This is a genomic window from Pantoea sp. SS70, assembly GCF_029866845.1.
Taxonomy (GTDB): domain Bacteria; phylum Pseudomonadota; class Gammaproteobacteria; order Enterobacterales; family Enterobacteriaceae; genus Pantoea; species Pantoea leporis.
This window is the reverse complement of the sequence record NZ_CP117199.1, coordinates 337,840-357,496: the sequence shown is the minus strand read 5'-3', so window position 1 is coordinate 357,496 and position 19,657 is coordinate 337,840. Positions and strand designations below refer to the sequence as shown.

Below are 19,657 nucleotides of genomic sequence, written 5' to 3'. Positions count from 1 at the left end.
GCTTTGCTACAGATAACCTGATTAAAGCCGGGGTTGTCCAACACTATTTTCTGATGACGTGAAATGCATGCACAAAACGTGCATGCATCCGGAATGAAAGGGTTATTCGTCGTCGTATTGCGGGCCAGCGTAGTTATCAAAGCGCGACCATTGGCCATTAAAGGTCAAGCGTACCGTACCGATCGGGCCGTTACGCTGCTTACCCAGGATGATCTCGGCGATGCCTTTAAGATCGCTGTTTTCGTGATACACCTCGTCACGGTAGATGAACATGATCAAGTCGGCATCCTGCTCGATCGAACCTGATTCACGCAGATCCGAGTTCACTGGGCGCTTATCCGCACGTTGTTCCAGTGAGCGGTTCAGCTGCGACAGCGCCACCACCGGCACATTCAGCTCTTTCGCCAGCGCTTTGAGCGAGCGCGAGATTTCAGCGATCTCCAGCGTACGGTTGTCCGACAGCGCAGGCACGCGCATCAGCTGCAGATAGTCGATCATGATCAGGCTCAACCCGCCGTTTTCGCGGAAGATGCGGCGCGCGCGTGAGCGCACTTCGGTGGGCGTCAGGCCAGAAGAGTCATCGATAAACATGTTCTTCTTCTCAAGCAAAATCCCCATAGTGGCGGAAATGCGCGCCCAATCTTCATCTTCCAGCTGACCGGTACGAATGCGCGTCTGATCCACGCGCGACAGCGACGCCAGCATACGCATCATCAGCTGCTCGCTGGGCATCTCCAGGCTGAAAATCAACACCGGCTTGTCCTGCAGCATCGCGGCGTTTTCGCACAAATTCATGGCGAAGGTGGTTTTACCCATCGAAGGACGCGCCGCGACGATGATCAGATCCGAGCCCTGTAAACCGGCGGTTTTTTTGTTCAAATCCTGATAGCCGGTATCGACGCCGGTGACGCCGTCGTGCGGCGTTGAGACCAGCGACTCAATGCGCGATACCGTGGCTTCCAGAATCTGCTCGATATTCTGCGGGCCCTGATCTTTATTAGCGCGCTGTTCAGCAATTTTGAAAACGTTCGATTCAGCAAAGTCGAGCAGATCTTCACTGCTCCGTCCTTGCGGATCGTAACCGGCATCGGCGATTTGGTTCGCCACAGAAATCATTTCGCGCACTACCGCACGTTCACGCACGATATCGGCATAAGCACCAATGTTCGCGGCACTTGGCGTATTTTTTGCCAGCTCGGCCAGATAGGCGAAGCCGCCGGCCATCTCTAATTCGCCTAGTGTTTCCAGCGATTCAGAGAGCGTAATCAGGTCGATCGGCTGGCCAGCTTCCAGCAAACGCTGCATTTCCGTGAAAATCAGACGGTGCGAGCGGTTGAAGAAATCACTGGCGACGACGCGTTCAGAAACGTTGTCCCAGCGCTGGTTATCCAGCATCAACCCACCGAGCACCGACTGCTCCGCTTCTATGGAATGCGGCGGCATTTTCACGCCTTCCAGCTGCCGATCGCGGGGTTCGTTCGATTTGTTGGTGGGTTTATTTCCTGCCATAGTGAATGCATTACCGATCGTGAAAGGGACGCGCAAGTATACCGTCCCAGGATGAACAATCACAGGAGTCAGAATGGCAAAGCGTATTCAGTTCAACCAACACGGCGGCCCAGATGTACTGCAATGGGTCGATTTCGAACTGGCCGATCCCGCCGAACATGAAGTGCAGGTGGAAAACAAGGCAATTGGCATTAACTACATTGATACCTACGTGCGCAGCGGCTTGTATCCGCAAAGCAGCTTCCCTTCCGGCCTGGGTACCGAAGCCGCCGGCGTGGTGAAGCGCGTCGGATCGGCGGTGACGCGGTTTAAGGCGGGCGATCGCGTGGTCTATTGCCAGGCCGCGCTGGGCGCCTACAGCGAAGTGCACAATGTGGCGGAAGATCGTCTGGTGATCCTGCCCGACAGCATCTCCTTTGAGCAAGGCGCGGCCTCTTTCCTCAAAGGTTTAACCGTGCAGTATCTGCTGCGCCAAACCTATAAAGTGAAAGCTGATGAAATCTTCCTGTTCCACGCCGCCGCGGGTGGCGTGGGTTTGATCGCCTGCCAATGGGCCAAAGCGCTCGGCGCACATCTGATTGGCACGGTGGGTTCCGCAGAGAAAGCGAAGATAGCTAAAGATGCCGGTGCTTGGGCGACAATTAACTATCGTGAAGAGAATATCGCGAAGCGCGTCAGCGAGTTGACCCATGGCGAGAAAGTGGCCGTGGTATATGACTCAGTGGGGAAAGATACCTGGGAACCATCGCTGGATAGCCTGCGTCGCCACGGATTAATGGTCAGCTTTGGTAATGCGTCGGGTCCGGTTACCGGCGTTGATCTCGGCATTCTCAACAAGAAGGGCTCGCTGTTCGTCACCCGACCTTCGCTGTTCGGTTACATCACCAACCGTGAAGAACTGGATACCGCCAGCAATGAGTTGTTCTCATTGATCGCCAGCCGCGCGATTCAGCTTAACGTGCCCGAGCAGCAGAAATTTGCCTTGAGTGACGCGGTGCGCGCGCATCAGGTGCTGGAGAGTCGCGCGACTCAGGGTTCCAGCCTGCTGATTCCCTGATCGCTAAATGCAAACGGGGCTTCCCGTAGGAAGCCCCTTTTTTTCTTTCTTTTTATAGTTCGCGCTGGTGTAGGGACAGCGGCGATGAATTCGTTTGAAACAACGCCAATCATCCTGACAGAAAACATAAGTAAAAAATATGTTTAAATGCGGAATAATGCTAAGCAATATCCGAGTCTGTGATCGTCACCGCAATTAGCGCCAGTCCCTTCTATCTAAGTCGCTGATTTTTCTTTTCAGCCTGCGCATCTTTGCCTCACCTGAAGGCGTGGTAAATGCCCGATAAAGCCAGACAGCGAGAACCGCCAATACCAGCCATGGCAACACTTTAATAACAATTGCCAGCAATCCGCCAAAGAACATCAAAGCGGTCGCCACCACTAATGCTGCAATAACGCCCAGCAACGAAACGCCGGTGAACAGCAGCATCAGAAAAAAGCCGATAACAAATAGAATTTCCACGAAGGCTCTCCTGTGTAAGTAACATCAGGAACATTACAAGATACGTGCCAGGTTATAAAAATAGCTAACTGCTTGAAAGCAATGGACAAGAGTTGAATGAAGAAATAATGAGGTGATGAAAAAAACTAATTCTCGGCGTAGAAATAACCATCTATAAAATTATGGTACTGGCTTTACGGTGCGCATGAAGGCGCACCGTATCAAACCGGAAGGTTCTGGCATGCTAAACAGTGATTACATCACTTCCTGCGGGATCTTATCCGCTACCAGCGCTAACGCCGCTTCCAGCACGCGCACATCGGCGCCGGGTTTGTGGGCGTTTTCACTTAAATAGCGACGCCACTGGCGCGCACCCGGAATGCCCTGGAACAGGCCAAGCATATGGCGCGTCACATGGCCGAGGTACATGCCTTTGGATAGTTCAGCTTCAATGTAGGGATACATCGAGCGCACCACCGCTACCGGATCGACGCGCGGCGTATCGCGACCGAACAGCTCGCGGTCAACCTGCGCCAGAATGCCCGGATTCTGATAGGCTTCGCGCCCCATCATCACGCCATCCATATGCTGCAGATGCAGTTTGGCCTCTTCCAGCGTTTTGATGCCGCCATTAATCGCCATGGTCAGCGCCGGGAAATCGCGCTTCAGCTGGTAAACGCGGGGATAATCGAGCGGCGGAATCTCGCGATTCTCTTTCGGACTTAAACCCGATAGCCACGCTTTGCGCGCGTGGATAATAAAAGTATCGCAGCCGCCCTGTTGCGCCACGGTGCCAATAAAATCACACAGGAATTCGTAGCTGTCCTGCTCATCAATACCGATGCGGGTTTTAACCGTCACCGGAATGCTCACCACATCGCGCATCGCTTTAATGCAGTCGGCAACCAGCGCCGCATCGCCCATCAGGCAGGCGCCAAAACGGCCGTTCTGGACGCGATCGGATGGACAACCCACGTTGAGGTTGATCTCATCGTAGCCACGCTCTTCTGCCAGCTTAGCGCACTGCGCCAGCGCGGCGGGATCGCTGCCACCCAGCTGCAGCGCCAGCGGATGCTCTTCCTCGCTGTAGGCCAGATAGTCGCCTTTACCATGAATGATCGCGCCGGTCGTCACCATTTCGGTGTACAGCAGCGTGTCACCGCTCAGCTTACGGTGAAAATAACGACAGTGACGATCGGTCCAGTCGAGCATTGGGGCGATGGAAAAACGTTGCGAGGAGAAAGTATCGGTCATGAAACGCAGTAAATCCGCAGTAAGTAAGTGATGAGAAACTGCGCAATCATATCACAGCAAAACGGGCGGCACAGCCGCCCGTTATCAGACGGGTAATCAGAAGTTGAATCCGAGCTGCAGCATGGCACCTACGGTGTTGTCTTTACCTACAGAACCGGCCAGGTCCAGATGGACAGCATTGTTGAACGGTGACACACCCAAACCGGCGGTGAACACGTCAGTATCGGTCGACTTCAGATCGGCGCGATAGCCGGCACGCAGCGCCAGCCAATCCAGCACACGATATTCCGCACCTACGCCAGCATATTGGCTGGTGTCTTCCGACTTGAAGCGCTTGGTTTCAGTCAGATCAACATCCCCCGCCAGCGTAAACGGCCCGTTATTCCAGGAAAGCCCTGTAGTGACCAACGGACGAATTTGATAAGTATCGCGGTAACCGTTCACCTCTTTAGTATCGAGATCGCGCGAGATCAGGTTTTGTCCGGTCACGCCAAAGGTCCAGTTCTCACCGAAATCTGTTGCGACACCCGCATCCATGTTGAAACCGGTATCGCTGCTGCGGTAGCGGCTGCTGTTGATGTCGCTCTTGTCGTAGTTGTAGATACTCGCGGTGTAGTTATACAGCCAGGTTTTCTGCAGCTTTGGCGTCACGCCGACAGAAACCGGATGGCCGGCAATCGAGAACTCATGCGCGACTGACACACCATAATCGGTGACTAATGCCGCCAGGCCATTGGCGCTGGAGCGTAAGTTATTTTCATCACCCGGCACAGGCACTCTCGTGCCATTGGCAACCGCGCGCAGGTAGGCAATATCGCTATCTGCCACGTTGGCGCGCACAATCGCAGTGCCGTAAGCCTTGGTGATAAAGGCAAAAGGTAAGGTTTCATTCGGAACGGTGACGGCCACGGCCACGCCGGCTGTTGCGTGAGCTTTATTGCCACGCAGATCGCTGAGTTGGTTAGCCATATCGCCCGCGGCAGCCTTCAGCTGCGGGTAACCATTGAGGTAATCCTGAAAGGTTAGGTCATCGATCACGTCCTGATAACGATCAACGGTATCGGTAATGTCGTCAACGCGATCGATCAATTTGTCTTTGTCGGTAACCTGTGCGCCGGCTGATGGCAGAATGATGCTGACGTTATCTTCAGGCTGCGCCTTGGTCATCAATGCTGGGTTAGCCAGCACCGCTGAACTCCAGGTGGAAGAGGCTACGCCGGTACCGCCCATTGCGTCGTTACGCGCGTCGTACCATGTACCTGCTGCCAGAGCTGAGGAAGAGAGAAATACTGCATTCAAACCAACAAGATAAGCTACTTTTTTGTACCTGAATAATGTCTTCGCCATGAGCCTGCCATCACCTTTGAAATGTCGCTGAATCACTCACCGACTGAAAGTTTAGTTAGCCGCTATTCTGAACCCTGGCTAACGCTTCATTGCTGTGAATTAAAAGGAAATAGCACTGCTATTCGCAGAATTGGACGCTTCCACGCCATTCCGCTGTGTTTTTATGCAAAAAAATTAACAGTGGGTTAATTGATACCAGAAATTACTTAAGACCTTTTGAACCATAGCCGCTAACCCGGTGAGTTGCAAAGCAAAATCCGTGCAGGCGTTGCGCTGCCTGGCCGGACGCATTTTACAGACATTAGGGTTGCAGCAATATTGACGGGAAAATGGCGATGGTAATCTATTGATTGGGGAGAATTTTCTTAGGGATTTTAAGGACAATAAGCAATCACAGCAGCGTAAAAATTTGTGTGATAAAATAACATCACCTGCAACCCGGAGAATGCGTATGTCAAACCTCACGCCAGAACAACTTCTTACCCAGGCCGAATCACTTTGCCTTGATCGCGGCGTGCGCCTGACCACTCAACGCGCCGAAGTGTTGCGCTTAATGGCAGAGCAGAATGGTTCGATAAGCGCTTACGATTTGCTGGATCAACTGCGTGTCAGTGAACCGCAAGCAAAACCGCCCACCATCTATCGCGCGCTGGATTTCCTGCTGGAACAGGGATTTATTCATCGCGTAGAGTCAAATAATAGTTACGTGGTTTGCCATCATTTTGATGAGCCAGCACATACTTCGGTGATGTTGGTGTGTGACGGTTGTGCGGCAGTAAGCGAAAAACATGCTCATGGCGTGGAAAAAACCATCGCTGCATTAGCGGATCAGGCGGGATTTTCTCTGCGACATACCGTGATTGAGGCACATGGCCTGTGTGAAAATTGCGCAGAGGTGGCGGCCTGCACGCACCATGAAAGCTGCGAGCATGACCATCAGGTCGAGGGTAAAAAGCGGGTAAGAAAATAGGGAGGCACATCCTTGTGCCGGGCCAATCACTACGCTAAATGATTGGCGGGTAGGAGCATCATCCGTGAAGTGAGATTACCAGCGGTAATCTTTGTTGGTTGTTTCCCAGTCTTTCACTTCTTTCTCGGCCTGGTCTTTACCATAACCGTAGCGTTCCTGGATTTTGCCAACCAGCTGATCGCGTTTACCTTCGATCACAGTGAAGTCGTCATCGGTCAGCTTGCCCCACTTCTCTTTAAATTTGCCTTTGAACTGCTTCCAGTTTCCGCTCGCTTCGTCTTTGTTCATAATATTCCTCCACTACATCCTGAGTGAGATAGATATATTGCCTGCTTAGCTGGCGATATACCCAGACAACGCGCTACTCATGTGCGCCGTATAAGGTAATTGTAGTAGCCGCTTCGCAGTTTGCAGAGAAATACAGATTAATCTGTAGGTTACGCTTCGCTTATTCAGGCATTGAACCAGCTATCGCGCCGCCAGTGACCACGCCAAATGAGCCACAGCGTCAGTCCGCGTAACGCGAGGAATACCGTCACCGCCAGCCATAAACCGTGATTACCGAGCCACGGCAGCGTGAGCAGCGATACGCCGTAGCCGATCGCCGCCATCACCATGCTGTTGCGCATCTCACGCCCGCGCGTCGCGCCGATAAACATGCCGTCCAGCAGATAACACCAGACGCCAACCAGCGGCAGAATCACTTGCCAAAGCAGATAGCGGTCGGCCATCTCTCGTAGCGCTTCCAGTGACGTCAGCATCGCCACAATCTGCGGACCGGTGAATGCATAAATCAGCGCAAAGATCGCGGCGACGAAGCATGCCTGGCGACAAGCCGCATGCCAAATCAGCAATAGTCGGCTGCGATCTTTGGCCCCAACCGCTTCACCCGAACAGGCTTCAACCGCGTAGGCAAATCCATCAAGCGCGTATGCGGTGAAAGTGAGGAACATCAGCAGCACCGCATTGACTGCCACTACATCCGGCCCAATGCGTGCGCCAAGGATGGTGAGCGACGCGAAGCAGATTTGCAGCATCAAAGACCGCAGCATAATGTCGCGATTGAGGCGGAATAGCCGCGCCGCATCGCCGCGCCAGCTGCTTTTGAGTAAAGCAAAATGGATACCGCGCATCTTCAGCACCCGCGCCACCATCCACAGACCCACGCCCAGCGTGACATATTCTGCCAGCGCGGTAGCCGCCGCCGCTCCGGCGACACCCCAATGCAGTTTGAGCACGAACAGCAGATCCAGCAGGATATTCACCAGGTTGCCGATGATTAGCAGCACCATCGGCGCCCGCGCATACTGCACGCCCAGCAGCCAGCCAAGAATCACCAAATTGGCCAAGGTTGCTGGCGCACTCAGCCAGCGAATCTCAATGAATATTTTCGCCTGTTGCTGCACTTCCGGGCTGCCACCCATTAAAGCTGCCGCCAGGCTGCTGACCGGCGTTCGCAGCACCATAAACAGCGCACCAAAAACCAGCGCAATCAGTAGCGGTTGTGTTAAGGCGCGCGCCAGCGCCGTTTTGTCATTGGCGCCGAATGCCTGAGCGGTGAGTCCGGTGGTACTCATGCGCAGGAACAGCAGGAGCATAAAAATGAAGCTGGTGGCGGTTGTGCCCACGGCGACGCCACCGAGGTAGATCGGGCTATCGAGATGACCAATAACGGCGGTATCCACCACACCCAGTAATGGGACGGTGATATTTGACAGGATCATCGGCAGCGCTAGCCGCCAGAGCGTTTTATCTGAGGAGGAAAACAGCTGCATTAGCCCATTCCGTTGTGTGCGGTAATCAGCGTAATGGCGCCAGAATGAGCCGCAGAAAGAGTCACAGAGAAGTAAAACAGCAGACTGCGGTCAGCGCAAACACGCACCGCCGCAGTTAAAGTGGATCAGAAACTGATCAGAGCCACTCGCCGTTGCGCACAATCCCGACAGCTAAACCTTCAACGGTTAGCGACTGCTCACGGGTATCCACGACAATCGGCTGAAAATCGGTGTTTTCAGGTAGCAGATGGACAATCGCACCCTGCTTTTTCCAGCGTTTCACTGTGACTTCATCATCAATGCGCGCCACGACAACCTGGCCGTTACGCACTTCCTGCGTTTTGTGTACCGCTAACAGATCGCCATCCATAATGCCGATGTCTTTCATCGACATACCGCTCACGCGCAGCAGGAAATCGGCGCTCGGTTTAAAGAGATTAGCATCCACCTGATAGTGGGCTTCGATGTGTTCTTGTGCCAGCAAAGGTTCACCGGCAGCGACGCGGCCAATCAGCGGCAGCCCTTCGCTCGGTTCTTCTTCCATCAGCAAACGAATCCCGCGCGATGCGCCGGAAACAATTTCAATTACGCCTTTACGCGCCAGCGCTTTCAGATGCTCTTCGGCAGCATTGGGCGAGCGGAAACCCAGTTGCGCAGCAATTTCCGCACGCGTTGGCGGCATGCCCGTCTGGTTAATATGGTCGCGAATCAGGTCATAGACCTGTTGCTGCCGTGCAGTTAACGCTTTCATCCCGCCCCCTGGTTGTTTATACAGTCGCTGTGAGTATATACAGGTATTCGCGAAATGAAAACCGTAACAGAGGGAAAAATCAGCGGTTTGATGAATCTGGAATCCCTATCTCAAATGCGTCCAGAGCAGCGCGATCCAGACGAACAGAGCCAGTAAGATAGTCAGCAATACGGCAGCCGATCCCATATCTTTGGCGCGGCCCGCGAGCGGATGTTGCTCCTGCCCGATGCGGTCGACCACCGCTTCGATAGCGCTATTAAGGATCTCAACGATGATAACCAGCACTACCGAGCCAATCATCAGGATGCGGGAAAGGGTATCTACATCCAGCCAGCAAGCCACGAGAATGGCCACCAGCGCGGCAATGGCTTCCTGCCGAAAAGCGGCTTCGTGCTGCCATGCGGCACACAGGCCCTGCCAGGAATAACCGGCGGCTTTCACTATTCTTACTAAACCGGTGACGTTATTTGCCATGTCTATGGAACCCTTGAACTATTTTGACGTCAATGTGTGGGCAGTATGAGGCGGCAGAGCCACAGACCTTCGCTGCGCTTTCTGGTATGCTTGCCGCGCTTTGCTAACAAGAGGCTTAAAGTTGTCTATGTCAGGTTGGCGTAAACTCTATTACAAATTATTGAATTTACCACTCTCTATTTTGGTAAAAAGTAAGGTCATTCCGACCGATCCTATCTCTGAGCATGGGATCGATCCGACACGTCCGGTGATGTATGTTTTGCCTTATGATTCAAAGGCTGACCTGCTCACACTGCGTGCTCAATGCCTGAAACATGATCTGCCCGATCCGCTGGCTCCGCTGGAGATCGATGGCACCCTGCTGCCGCGCCACGTGTTTATCCACGATGGCCCACGCGTAATTCCCTATTTCGTGGCCAATCCCGAATCGGTAAAGCTGTTCCACGATTATCTGGATTTGCACCGCAGCAACCCGCAACTCGATGTGCAAATGCTGCCGGTCGCGGTGATGTTTGGTCGTGCGCCGGGACGTGAAACCTCCGGTGAATCCACGCCGCATCTGCGCGTGCTCAATGGCGTGCAGAAGTTCTTCGCCATTTTGTGGCACGGCCGCGACAGCTTTGTACGCTTCTCGCAAACCGTTTCGTTGCGCCAGATGGCGACCGAGCACGGCACCGATAAGTCGATTGCCCAAAAGCTGGCTCGTGTGGCGCGCATTCATTTTGCCCGCCAACGTCTGGCCGCGGTCGGCCCGCGTCTGCCTGCACGTCAGGATCTCTTCAACAAGCTGTTACAATCCAAAGCGATCGAAAAAGCAGTAGAAGATGAAGCGCGCAGCAAAAAGATTTCGCATGAGAAAGCCCAGCAGAACGCCATCGAAATGATGGAAGAAGTGGCGGCGGACTTCTCTTATGAAGCGATTAAAGTCACTGACCGCGTGATGGGCTGGCTGTGGAGCCGCCTGTATCAGGGCATCAACGTGCATGGCGGTGAGCGCGTGCGTCAGCTGGCGCAGGATGGTCATGAGATTGTGTATGTGCCCTGCCACCGCAGCCACATGGATTACCTGCTGCTCTCCTACGTGCTTTATCATCAAGGCCTGGTGCCGCCGCATATTGCTGCCGGTATTAACCTGAACTTCTGGCCAGCCGGCCCGATTTTCCGTCGTCTGGGCGCCTTCTTTATTCGTCGTACCTTTAAGGGCAACAAACTCTATTCCACCGTGTTCCGTGAATATCTTGGCGAGCTGTTTAGCCGGGGTTACTCCGTTGAATACTTTGTGGAGGGCGGACGTTCGCGTACCGGTCGTTTGCTGGATCCAAAAACCGGCACCCTATCGATGACGCTGCAGGCGATGCTGCGCGGCGGCAGTCGTCCAATCACCTTCGTGCCGATTTACATTGGCTACGAGCATGTGATGGAAGTGGGCACCTACGCCAAAGAGCTGCGGGGTGCGGCCAAAGAGAAAGAGAGCTTCCTGCAGATGGTGCGCGGTTTACGTAAGCTGCGCAATCTGGGACAGGGCTACGTTAACTTCGGTGAACCCCTGCCGTTGATGAACTATCTGAACAAAAACGTGCCCGAATGGCGTGATGCGATTGATCCTATCGAACCGCAACGCCCTGCCTGGATGACGCCCGCCGTGAATGACATTGCGGCGAAGCTGATGGTGCGCATCAACGAAGCCGGTGCAGCTAATGCCATGAACCTGTGCGTCACCGCACTGCTGGCGTCACGTCAGCGTTCACTGACCCGCGAACAGCTGATTGAGCAGTTAGAGTGCTACACCCAACTGCTGCGCAATGTGCCGTACTCGCCGGAAGCCACGGTGCCTGACATGAGCGCCGAAGCGCTACTTGATCACGCCATGGGCATGAACAAGTTCGAGACCGAGCAAGACAGCATTGGCGACATCATCATCCTGCCGCGCGAGCAGGCGGTGCTGATGACTTACTATCGCAACAACATTCATCACATGTTGGTGATGCCATCGTTGATTGCCGCCATCGTGCAGCAACATCGTGAAATCAGCGAAGCAGAGCTGCTGCGTCAGGTTAGCCTGGTATATCCGATGCTAAAGAGCGAGTTGTTCTTGCGCTGGGACAAGGCGGAGTTGCCTGCGCTACTTAACGCACTCGGTGCAGAGATGGCGCGTCAGGGCCTGATCACCTTGCAGGATGGTCAACTAAGAATGACGCCGACACGTCACCGTTCGCTGCAACTGCTGGCGGCGGGTATTCGTGAGACGCTGCAGCGCTTCGCGATTACCTTCGCTATCCTCAGCGCGAAACCGGCTATCAACCGTGGCACGCTGGAGAAAGAGAGCCGCACGCTGGCTCAACGCCTGTCTGTGCTGCACGGTATCAACGCACCAGAGTTCTTTGATAAAGCAGTGTTTACTGCGCTGGTACTCACGCTGCGTGATGAAGGATATATCAGTGACAAAGGCGATGCCGATGCCGAACGCAGCCATATGATGTGGCAGATGCTGGCGGAACTGGTGACCAGCGACGTGCGTCTGACGATTGAAAGCGCGGTCACCCACGATTAACGCGGCGACAAGCTAATAAAAAGGCGCACTTCAGTGCGCCTTTTTTGTTTATAACAGATCCGCGAACGGCACGGTGCTGAGCAGAATGCCGAGAAACAGCACCATGCCCACATAGTTGTTATTCAGAAACGCCTGGAAGCAGGGATCGCGCTCGCGCTGGGCAATTAGCTTCTGCTGATGCACAAACAAGCCCGCAGCCAGCAGCAGCGACCAGTAAAACGCCCCATTCAGTTGAAGCATCATGCCCACCAGCGCCATCAAACCGAGCGTTGCCAGCTGCAGTAAACCAATAATCAGTTTGTCGTAACGGCCAAACAGAATCGCCGTTGATTTTACGCCGATCTTCAAATCGTCATCGCGATCGACCATCGCGTACTGCGTGTCATAGGCCACCGTCCAGCAGATGTTCGCCAGGAAAACCAGCCAGCAGACTAAAGGTAAGGACTCACTAACTGCTGCCCATCCCATCGGAATCGCCCAACCAAACGCTGCGCCGAGCACCACCTGCGGCAGATGCGTGTAGCGCTTCATAAACGGATAAACCCACGCCAGCGCCAGGCCGCCAAACGACAGCAAAATGGTCATGGTGTTCATGGTCAACACCAGCATAAACGCCAGCAAACCGAGACCGGCAAAAAGCAACTTCGCCTCTTTCCCGGACACCGCGCCGCTGGCCAGCGGACGTGACGCCGTGCGCTTGACGTGACCATCGATTTTGCGGTCTGCGTAATCGTTGATAACGCAGCCGGCAGCACGCATCACGATAACGCCGAGCACAAACACCAGCAGCACCGGCAGCGGTGGAATCGCCATGCCGGAGAGCCACAGTGCCCACAGAGTTGGCCACAGCAGTAACACGGTGCCGATGGGTTTATCGATACGCATCAGGCGGCAGTAAGCCTGCCATTTGGTCATGGGTAAGGTGTTTTGCACAGTGGTTTTATCCTTGATCCAGCGCGCGATAGAGCGGCGACGCCGGTAAAAACAGTTCAGTTAACAGTAGCGGCTTGCCCGACAAACGCAGGCGGGAACGGCGTCCCCATAAATCGCCAACCTGACCGGGATCGATAAAATCGCGGCTCAGGGTAGATGAAGAGAATAGATAGCGGCCAAGCGGGCGCGTACCGAGCTGTTGCAGCATCTGCTCAGGGCCGTTCAGCGTGCTTTCTGGCACCACGGTGCGGCCAATCAGCCAGGGTTCGCCATCACCGCACAGCACAATTTCACGTAACCAGAAGCGCGGGTCGGCGGGCAAAAATTCCGCTTCCTCCGAGATCTCTTCAGCGCCAATAAATGCTTCGCGGATCAGTTTTACGGTCACTTGCTGGCAATGCTGCTCGAAGCGACGCGTCATGGAGTCTTCTTCCATTAACCAGTCAAGTAGCGGGGCAGAAAGCTGCGGGGAAGAGGCTGGCAGCCAGTGCAGTGCGCGTAACTGGCGCAGCGCGTCATGCGACATCAGGACATCTCCGGGAAAAAAGTTGCCCTAGTTTAGCGCAGAGGAGAATGCGTGGCACGGCTCGTTGTGCCACGCGATATTATTACTCGCGTTTCAGGCGGTTACTGTTCGCTAGCCACAGCGTCACCACCAGAATCAAAATCGCCGCCGAGTAGTAGAGCGTATCGAACGGATTTTTATGGTCGACGATGATTAAGCGGATAATCGCCGTGATGCCGATATAGATGAAGTAGCGCAGCGGGAAGTGATAGCCAGACTGAAAGTACTTCACAATCAAGGCGATAAATTCGAAGTAGAGGAAATAGATAACGATGCCTTCAATCAGCAGATAGGAAGACGTCTGCTCGCCGGTGCTCAACAGCACGTTGGCCAGATGAATGGTTTCTTTACCGAGGAACACCACCAGAATAATGGCCAGAATGATCAGACCAATATTCAGCACCCACTGCAATGCTAAAGAGATGTACTGCCCAACCCCTGTTTTTATTGTCATTTTTGCGCCTCACGCTCTCAATTACTCACTGGCGCTATCATGCTGTAGTGTGATCAAAATCACAATATTTATACTTCGACATCCACACACAGCGCGTCATAGCGCCAGAACTCGCAGTCGCAATCAATCACGCGCTTGTGCTGATCGCGATTGATGCGGGTAATCAACAATCCGGGCGTGCCGCTCGCCACGTTGAGCGCAGGCGCAGCGCGCACCGGCAGCGGTCCCGGCAAAATGGTAAAACGCGCGCCGCCGTAGCGAATGCCATAGCGCTGGTCATACAGATCGGTGAGTGAACGCGTCAGGTCTTCATCCAGCAATCCCGGAAAGAAGGCGGGATTGAGGTAATGCTCGACATACAACACGGCGCGGCCATCAATACGGCGCAAACGGCGAATGCGGTAAACCCGATCGCCCTCCAGCAGTTGCAGATGACGCGCGATGGCTAATTGCGCTGGCACTTCGCGCGCCTCCAGCACTTCAGTGCTGGCAATACGGCCTTGCTCAGCGGCCATGGCGTGAAAATGGCTGTGATGAGAGGGGTTGTAGACCAGCCGAGGCGGTGCGAGAAACCAGCCACGACGCAGTTCACGATAGATAATGCCCTGCGCTTCCAGCAAACCCAGCGCCTCACGCAACGTAATGCGCGTGGTGGAATAGTGTTCGCTTAAGCTGCGTTCGGCGGGCAAACGACCGCTGGCAAATTCACCGCTTTCAATGCGTTCCCGCAGCCCTGCTGCAATCACATCCGCCGTTTTCGACATCATTTTTCAGCCTCATTTTGGGGCAAATCTGCACTATGACAGTTCGATGACTACAATGTGACAGAGAACAACCCACGCTTTAGCGCGCTGTAACCGCATGTGGATCGTCGCGCCACACCCCGTTTCACCACCATGGTCATAAAACCTTCATCTATTCGGGCTACATTGGCTCGGTTCTTGCTGGACTAGACCAAGAAGTCCCACAACATATACCGGGAGCAATCGAGATGAAAGCGTTTATCGCCTCTGTAGTAGCCAGTGCCGTACTGCTTGCGCTGCCCGCCGCGCAAGCCGCAGATAATGACCTCGCCGCGTTAGAAAAAGCGGCGCGTGCCGAAGGTCAGGTCAACAGCGTCGGCATGCCAGATAGCTGGGCCAACTGGAAAGATACCTGGAGTGACCTCAACAGCAAATATGGCCTGAAGCACAGCGACACCGACATGTCCTCGGCGCAGGAACTGGCAAAATTTGCTGCAGAGAAAGAGAACGCCAGCGCCGATATCGGTGATGTGGGCGCTGCTTTCGGTCCGATTGCCGTCGCTAAAGGCGTGGCGCAACCGTATAAGCCAACGCATTGGGAGCAAATCCCGAGCTGGGCAAAAGATCAGGATGGCAACTGGATGCTGGCGTATACCGGCACCATCGCGTTCCTGGTGGATAAGCAGCAGGTCAAAGATGTGCCGCACAGCTGGGCCGATCTGAAGAAAGGTAAGTATGTGGTCACTATCGGTGACGTCGGCACTGCGGCTCAGGCAGCGAACGGCGTGTTAGCGGCCAGCTATGCATTAGGCGGTGACGAGAAGAATGTGAAACCGGCGTTGAGCTTCTTCGGCGATCTGGCGAAAGAAGGCCGTCTTGGCGTGACCGATCCGGTGATTGCCAACATTCAAAAAGGCGAAATTCAGGTGGCTGTGGTGTGGGACTTTAACGGTCTGAACTACCGCGATCAGATCGACAAAAACCGCTACGAAGTGGTGATCCCTTCCGACGGTTCCGTCACTTCTGGCTACAGCACCATCATCAATAAATACGCTAAACATCCGAACGCCGCCAAGCTGGCGCGTGAATACATCTTGTCTGATGAAGGCCAGATCAACCTGGCGAAAGGCTATGCGCGCCCGATTCGTGCCGAGCATTTAACTCTGCCCGCCGACGTGCAGGCCAAGCTGCTGCCGCAGTCTGAGTATAAGAATGCCCGTCCAATCAAAGACCAGGCCGCGTGGGATAAAACCTCGAAAATGCTGCCGCGTCTGTGGCAAGAGAACGTCATCATTAATATGAAGCAGTAAGGAGCGAGGGATGAAAACGATCCTGGTGGTGTTGGATGGGCTGAGTAATCAGGTAGCGCAGCACGCAATGGGCTATCTGTTTGCTGAATGCGCGCAGGGCAACGGCCAATATTATACGCTGACTTGCGAACTGCCTTCGCTGTCGCGCCCGCTGTACGAATGCATTCTCACCGGCATTCCACCGGTGCGCAGCGGTATTATTCACAACGGCGTCAGCCGCTTGAGTAATCAGCGCAGCATCTTCCATTACGCGCGTGCCGCCGGTCTCACCACTGCAGCGGCCGCCTACCACTGGGTGAGTGAGCTCTACAATCAATCCCCGTTCAACGCAGCGCGCGACCGCCACACGGTCGCGCCCGATCTGCCGATTCAGTATGGGCATTTTTACTGGGACGACGGTTATCCGGATTCCCACCTGTTTGAAGACGCAGAAAGTCTGCGTTTGCGGCACGATCCCGACTTCCTGCTGATCCACCCGATGAACATTGACGATGCCGGACACAAGCACAGCCTGTCATCGCCGCAGTATCGCAACCGCGCGCGCATGGCCGATGGTTATCTGTCGCAGTGGATGCCGGACTGGCTGGCGGCCGGTTATCAGGTGATTGTCACTGCCGATCACGGCATGAACGATGACCGCTCGCACGGCGGCATTTTGCCGGAAGAGACGCAGGTGCCGCTGTTCGTGTTTGGCAAAGGTTTCTCGCTGCAGCCGGATCTCCAGCCGCAGCAGACCGAACTGTGTGGCATCGTGTGCACCTTGCTCGGCGTCGAACATGACAAACCGCTATGTCGCGCGTTACTGGCGGAGCCGCAGTAATGAAAGGCAAAACGCTCGCCGCGCTATTGCTGCTGCCGTTTGCGCTGTTCTGGGTGGCATTCCAGCTCGCGCCGCTGCTGTGGATTGCCATCAACAGCTTCTGGAGCGATATCAATGAGCGTTGGGGCTTCGACAACTACAGCGATATCCTCACCTCGCCGTTCTATTTGCAGGCGTTTCGCCTGTCGCTCGACATCTCCATCTGGTCGAGCATTTACGGCCTGCTGATCTCACTGGTTGCCGGATATTCGCTACATCAGCTCGGCAGCGGCCGCTTTCAGCGCTTTTTGATGTCATTTACCAACATGACCAGCAACTTCGCCGGCGTACCGCTGGCGTTTGCCTTTGTCATTCTGCTCGGTCTGAATGGTTGTCTGACGCTGCTGCTGCGCCATTACGGCGTGCTGGAAGGCTTCAAACTGTTCTCGCGTGACGGCATGGTGCTGGTGTACACCTGGTTCCAAATCCCGCTCGGCATTTTGCTGCTCTATCCGGCGTTTGATGGCTTGCGACAGGATTGGCAAGAGTCCGCCGCGCTGCTGGGTGCAGGCCGCTGGCGCTATTGGTGGCACATCGGTTTGCCGATTCTGTTCCCGGCGCTGCTCGGTACTTTCGTGATTTTGCTGGCGAACGCGCTCGGCGCTTACGCCACCATTTACGCGCTCACTACCGGCAACTTTAACGTGGTGCCGGTACGCATTGCCGCGCTGGTCTCTGGCGATATCTCGCTTGATCCCAACACCGGCGGCGCGCTGGCGATGTTGCTGGTGCTGATTATGGCGCTGATTACCGTGGTGCAGCAGTATCTGGTGCGCCGCAGCTATCTCAACGCCAAACCTTCCTGAGGAGCTACACGTGTCGCGCGCGGAAAAATTTTATCATCGCCTGATTGTCTGGCTGCTGCTGGCCATTTTAGCCGCGCCGCTGCTGGCGACGTTACTGTACGGCATTTCCACCAGCTGGAGCGACACCATCCTGCCGCAGGGCTTTACGCTGAAGTGGCTCAGCGCGCTGTGGAGCGATGCGCGTTTTCTGACCGCACTCGGCCATTCGCTGCTGGTTTGCTGCGGTGCGCTGCTGTTCTCGCTGGTGCTGGTACTGCCTGCCATGTTTGTAATCGCTTACTACTATCCGAAACTGGATGCGGTGATGAACGTGCTGATCCTGATGCCCTTCGCCGTGCCGCCGGTGGTGTCGTCGGTCGGGCTGCTGCAACTCTATTCGTCGTCGCCGCTGATGCTGACCGGCACGCCGTGGATTTTGATCGGCTGCTACTTCACCATCGCCTTGCCGTTTATCTATCGCGCCATCTCCAACAATATGCAGGCCATCAACCTGAAAGAGCTGATTGATGCCGCGCAGCTGCTCGGTGCCAGCACCTGGCAGGCGGCGCTGTTTGTGGTGTTGCCGAACCTGCGCAAAGGGGTATTTATCGCGGTGCTGCTCTCCTTCTCCTTCCTGATTGGTGAGTTTGTCTTCGCCAATATGTTGGTCGGCACCCGTTATGAAACCTTGCAGGTTTATCTGTTTAACATGCGCAACGGCAGCGGCCATTTCACCAGCGCGCTGGTGATCTCCTATTTTGCCGTCGTCCTGCTGGTTACCTGGTTGGCGAATGCCCTCAATCCTGAACGAGGCTGACCATGAGTTATCTGAGCGTCACCCAGCTGAACAAAAGCTACGGTCCGACCACCATTTTTGAAAACATCGATTTCAGTGCCGAAGAAGGCGAGTTTGTTACGCTGCTCGGCCCCAGCGGCTGCGGCAAATCGACGCTGCTGCGCTGTATCGCCGGGTTAACCGAAGTGGATAGCGGCAAAGTATTGCTGCAAGGTCAGGATATCGTGCCGCTGCCGCCGCAGAAGCGCACCATCGGCATGGTGTTCCAGAGCTACGCGCTGTTCCCCAATATGACGGTTGAGAAGAACGTGGCGTTTGGCCTGAAGATGCAGAAACTGGCGAGCAGCGAGATTCAGAAACGCGTGATGGAGGTACTGGCGCTGGTGGAACTCACCGACTTCGCGCGGCGTTATCCGCATCAGCTCTCTGGCGGACAGTGTCAGCGCGTGGCGCTGGCGCGTTCGCTGGTGACGCGTCCACGCTTGCTGTTGCTGGATGAACCGCTGTCGGCGCTGGATGCGCGCATTCGTCGCCATCTGCGTGAACAGATCCGCAATATTCAGCGCGAGCTGAAACTCACTACCTTGTTTGTCACCCACGATCAGGAAGAGGCGTTGACCATGTCCGATCGCATCGTGCTGATGAATCGGGGAAAGATCGTGCAGAACGGCAACGCGGAAATGCTCTATACCCAACCGGCCGATCTGTTTGCCGCCGGGTTTATCGGCAACTACAACCTGCTGAGCGCCGAGCAGGCAACGCAGCTGACCGGACAGGCGTTTAGCGGCCAGGTAGCGATTCGCCCGGAGTCGATCCAGCTGTGTGCGCCGCAGGCGGGCATTCCCGCCACCATCCTCAGCCACAGCTTGCTTGGCAACGTGATTCGCTATCGGGTGCGCGCGCAAAACGTGGAACTCTCGATAGATGTACTCAACCGCAGCGTGGCAGATTTGCATCCCGCTGGTATGCAGATTGGGCTACAGTTAGAGATGTCGACGTTGCGCCAGGTTGCTTAATTTAAACGAAAAAAGGCGACACAACGCGGCGAAGGTTTTACCGGTTGTGCTCACCGTCAGGCTGGCA

The 19,657-nt window shown here is 55.0% G+C and carries 20 protein-coding genes; 8 read left to right on the top strand and 12 right to left on the bottom strand.

Annotation, left to right across the window (positions count from 1 at the left end; all coding sequences use genetic code 11):
• Positions 1–102 precede the first annotated feature (102 nt).
• The gene (gene dnaB / locus PO881_RS01585; RefSeq protein WP_101763062.1) at positions 103–1,509 is read right to left on the bottom strand and encodes a replicative DNA helicase; all 1,407 of its coding nucleotides are present in this window, start codon (positions 1,507–1,509) and stop codon (positions 103–105) included.
• Between the two features lie 73 nt (positions 1,510–1,582).
• On the opposite strand from dnaB, the gene PO881_RS01580 reads away from it, so the two are divergent.
• On the top strand, positions 1,583–2,566 hold the full coding sequence (locus tag PO881_RS01580; protein WP_192412679.1) for a quinone oxidoreductase: 984 nt from the start codon (positions 1,583–1,585) through the stop codon (positions 2,564–2,566).
• Positions 2,567–2,761: 195 nt separating this feature from the next.
• Here PO881_RS01580 and pspG read toward each other — a convergent pair whose 3' ends face one another.
• From pspG to traF, 3 genes are all read right to left on the bottom strand, one after another.
• A complete protein-coding gene (gene pspG, locus PO881_RS01575; RefSeq protein ID WP_280172345.1) occupies positions 2,762–3,028 on the bottom strand; it encodes an envelope stress response protein PspG in 267 nt (88 codons plus the stop codon).
• 234 nt (positions 3,029–3,262) lie between these two features.
• On the bottom strand, positions 3,263–4,261 hold the full coding sequence (dusA, locus tag PO881_RS01570) for a tRNA dihydrouridine(20/20a) synthase DusA (RefSeq protein ID WP_110868152.1): 999 nt from the start codon (positions 4,259–4,261) through the stop codon (positions 3,263–3,265).
• Positions 4,262–4,357: 96 nt separating this feature from the next.
• Positions 4,358–5,608, bottom strand: coding sequence for a conjugal transfer protein TraF (traF, locus tag PO881_RS01565; protein ID WP_280172344.1), 1,251 nt, complete (start codon positions 5,606–5,608; stop codon positions 4,358–4,360).
• A gap of 451 nt (positions 5,609–6,059) precedes the next feature.
• Here traF and zur point away from each other — a divergent pair, with 451 nt between their 5' ends.
• Complete coding sequence (gene zur, locus PO881_RS01560; protein WP_101763067.1) at positions 6,060–6,578, top strand: zinc uptake transcriptional repressor Zur; 519 nt, start codon at positions 6,060–6,062, stop codon at positions 6,576–6,578.
• Positions 6,579–6,653: 75 nt separating this feature from the next.
• Here the strand turns inward: zur and PO881_RS01555 are convergent, their stop codons facing one another.
• The 4 genes from PO881_RS01555 to PO881_RS01540 all read right to left on the bottom strand — a co-directional run bounded on the left by PO881_RS01555 (position 6,654) and on the right by PO881_RS01540 (position 9,578).
• A complete protein-coding gene (locus PO881_RS01555; RefSeq protein ID WP_110868149.1) occupies positions 6,654–6,866 on the bottom strand; it encodes a CsbD family protein in 213 nt (70 codons plus the stop codon).
• A 164-nt stretch (positions 6,867–7,030) separates the two neighbouring features.
• The gene (gene dinF / locus PO881_RS01550) at positions 7,031–8,353 is read right to left on the bottom strand and encodes an MATE family efflux transporter DinF (protein WP_280172343.1); all 1,323 of its coding nucleotides are present in this window, start codon (positions 8,351–8,353) and stop codon (positions 7,031–7,033) included.
• A 136-nt stretch (positions 8,354–8,489) separates the two neighbouring features.
• Entirely contained in the window at positions 8,490–9,104 is a 615-nt protein-coding gene (gene lexA, locus PO881_RS01545; RefSeq protein ID WP_008109941.1) for a transcriptional repressor LexA, read from the bottom strand.
• Between the two features lie 105 nt (positions 9,105–9,209).
• A complete protein-coding gene (locus tag PO881_RS01540) occupies positions 9,210–9,578 on the bottom strand; it encodes a diacylglycerol kinase (RefSeq protein WP_280172342.1) in 369 nt (122 codons plus the stop codon).
• 127 nt (positions 9,579–9,705) lie between these two features.
• Here PO881_RS01540 and plsB point away from each other — a divergent pair, with 127 nt between their 5' ends.
• A complete protein-coding gene (gene plsB, locus PO881_RS01535) occupies positions 9,706–12,129 on the top strand; it encodes a glycerol-3-phosphate 1-O-acyltransferase PlsB (protein ID WP_280172341.1) in 2,424 nt (807 codons plus the stop codon).
• 48 nt (positions 12,130–12,177) lie between these two features.
• Here plsB and ubiA read toward each other — a convergent pair whose 3' ends face one another.
• The 4 genes from ubiA to PO881_RS01515 all read right to left on the bottom strand — a co-directional run bounded on the left by ubiA (position 12,178) and on the right by PO881_RS01515 (position 14,848).
• Positions 12,178–13,062, bottom strand: a complete 885-nt coding sequence (gene ubiA / locus PO881_RS01530) for a 4-hydroxybenzoate octaprenyltransferase (protein ID WP_101763072.1) — start codon at positions 13,060–13,062, stop codon at positions 12,178–12,180.
• A gap of 7 nt (positions 13,063–13,069) precedes the next feature.
• Positions 13,070–13,588 carry a chorismate lyase gene (ubiC, locus tag PO881_RS01525; RefSeq protein WP_137384959.1) on the bottom strand — a complete coding sequence of 173 codons (519 nt, stop codon included), beginning with the start codon at positions 13,586–13,588 and terminating at the stop codon, positions 13,070–13,072.
• Between the two features lie 82 nt (positions 13,589–13,670).
• The gene (psiE, locus tag PO881_RS01520) at positions 13,671–14,081 is read right to left on the bottom strand and encodes a phosphate-starvation-inducible protein PsiE (protein ID WP_061718383.1); all 411 of its coding nucleotides are present in this window, start codon (positions 14,079–14,081) and stop codon (positions 13,671–13,673) included.
• 68 nt (positions 14,082–14,149) lie between these two features.
• Positions 14,150–14,848, bottom strand: a complete 699-nt coding sequence (locus PO881_RS01515; RefSeq protein WP_280172340.1) for a UTRA domain-containing protein — start codon at positions 14,846–14,848, stop codon at positions 14,150–14,152.
• A gap of 224 nt (positions 14,849–15,072) precedes the next feature.
• Between PO881_RS01515 and PO881_RS01510 the strand changes: the two genes are divergently transcribed.
• From PO881_RS01510 to PO881_RS01490, 5 genes are read left to right on the top strand one after another with little or no spacing between them, the layout of a single operon-like run.
• Positions 15,073–16,134, top strand: coding sequence for an ABC transporter substrate-binding protein (locus PO881_RS01510; protein ID WP_280172339.1), 1,062 nt, complete (start codon positions 15,073–15,075; stop codon positions 16,132–16,134).
• A 10-nt stretch (positions 16,135–16,144) separates the two neighbouring features.
• Complete coding sequence (locus PO881_RS01505) at positions 16,145–16,954, top strand: alkaline phosphatase family protein (protein ID WP_192412697.1); 810 nt, start codon at positions 16,145–16,147, stop codon at positions 16,952–16,954.
• Positions 16,954–17,799: an ABC transporter permease subunit gene (locus PO881_RS01500; RefSeq protein WP_101763077.1), complete on the top strand. Its 846-nt coding sequence runs from the start codon at positions 16,954–16,956 to the stop codon at positions 17,797–17,799. Before PO881_RS01505 ends, PO881_RS01500 begins: the two co-directional genes overlap by 1 nt.
• A gap of 10 nt (positions 17,800–17,809) precedes the next feature.
• Entirely contained in the window at positions 17,810–18,595 is a 786-nt protein-coding gene (locus PO881_RS01495; RefSeq protein ID WP_101763078.1) for an ABC transporter permease, read from the top strand.
• Positions 18,596–18,597: 2 nt separating this feature from the next.
• Positions 18,598–19,590 carry an ABC transporter ATP-binding protein gene (locus PO881_RS01490; RefSeq protein ID WP_280172338.1) on the top strand — a complete coding sequence of 331 codons (993 nt, stop codon included), beginning with the start codon at positions 18,598–18,600 and terminating at the stop codon, positions 19,588–19,590.
• The last annotated feature ends 67 nt before the right edge of the window (positions 19,591–19,657 follow it).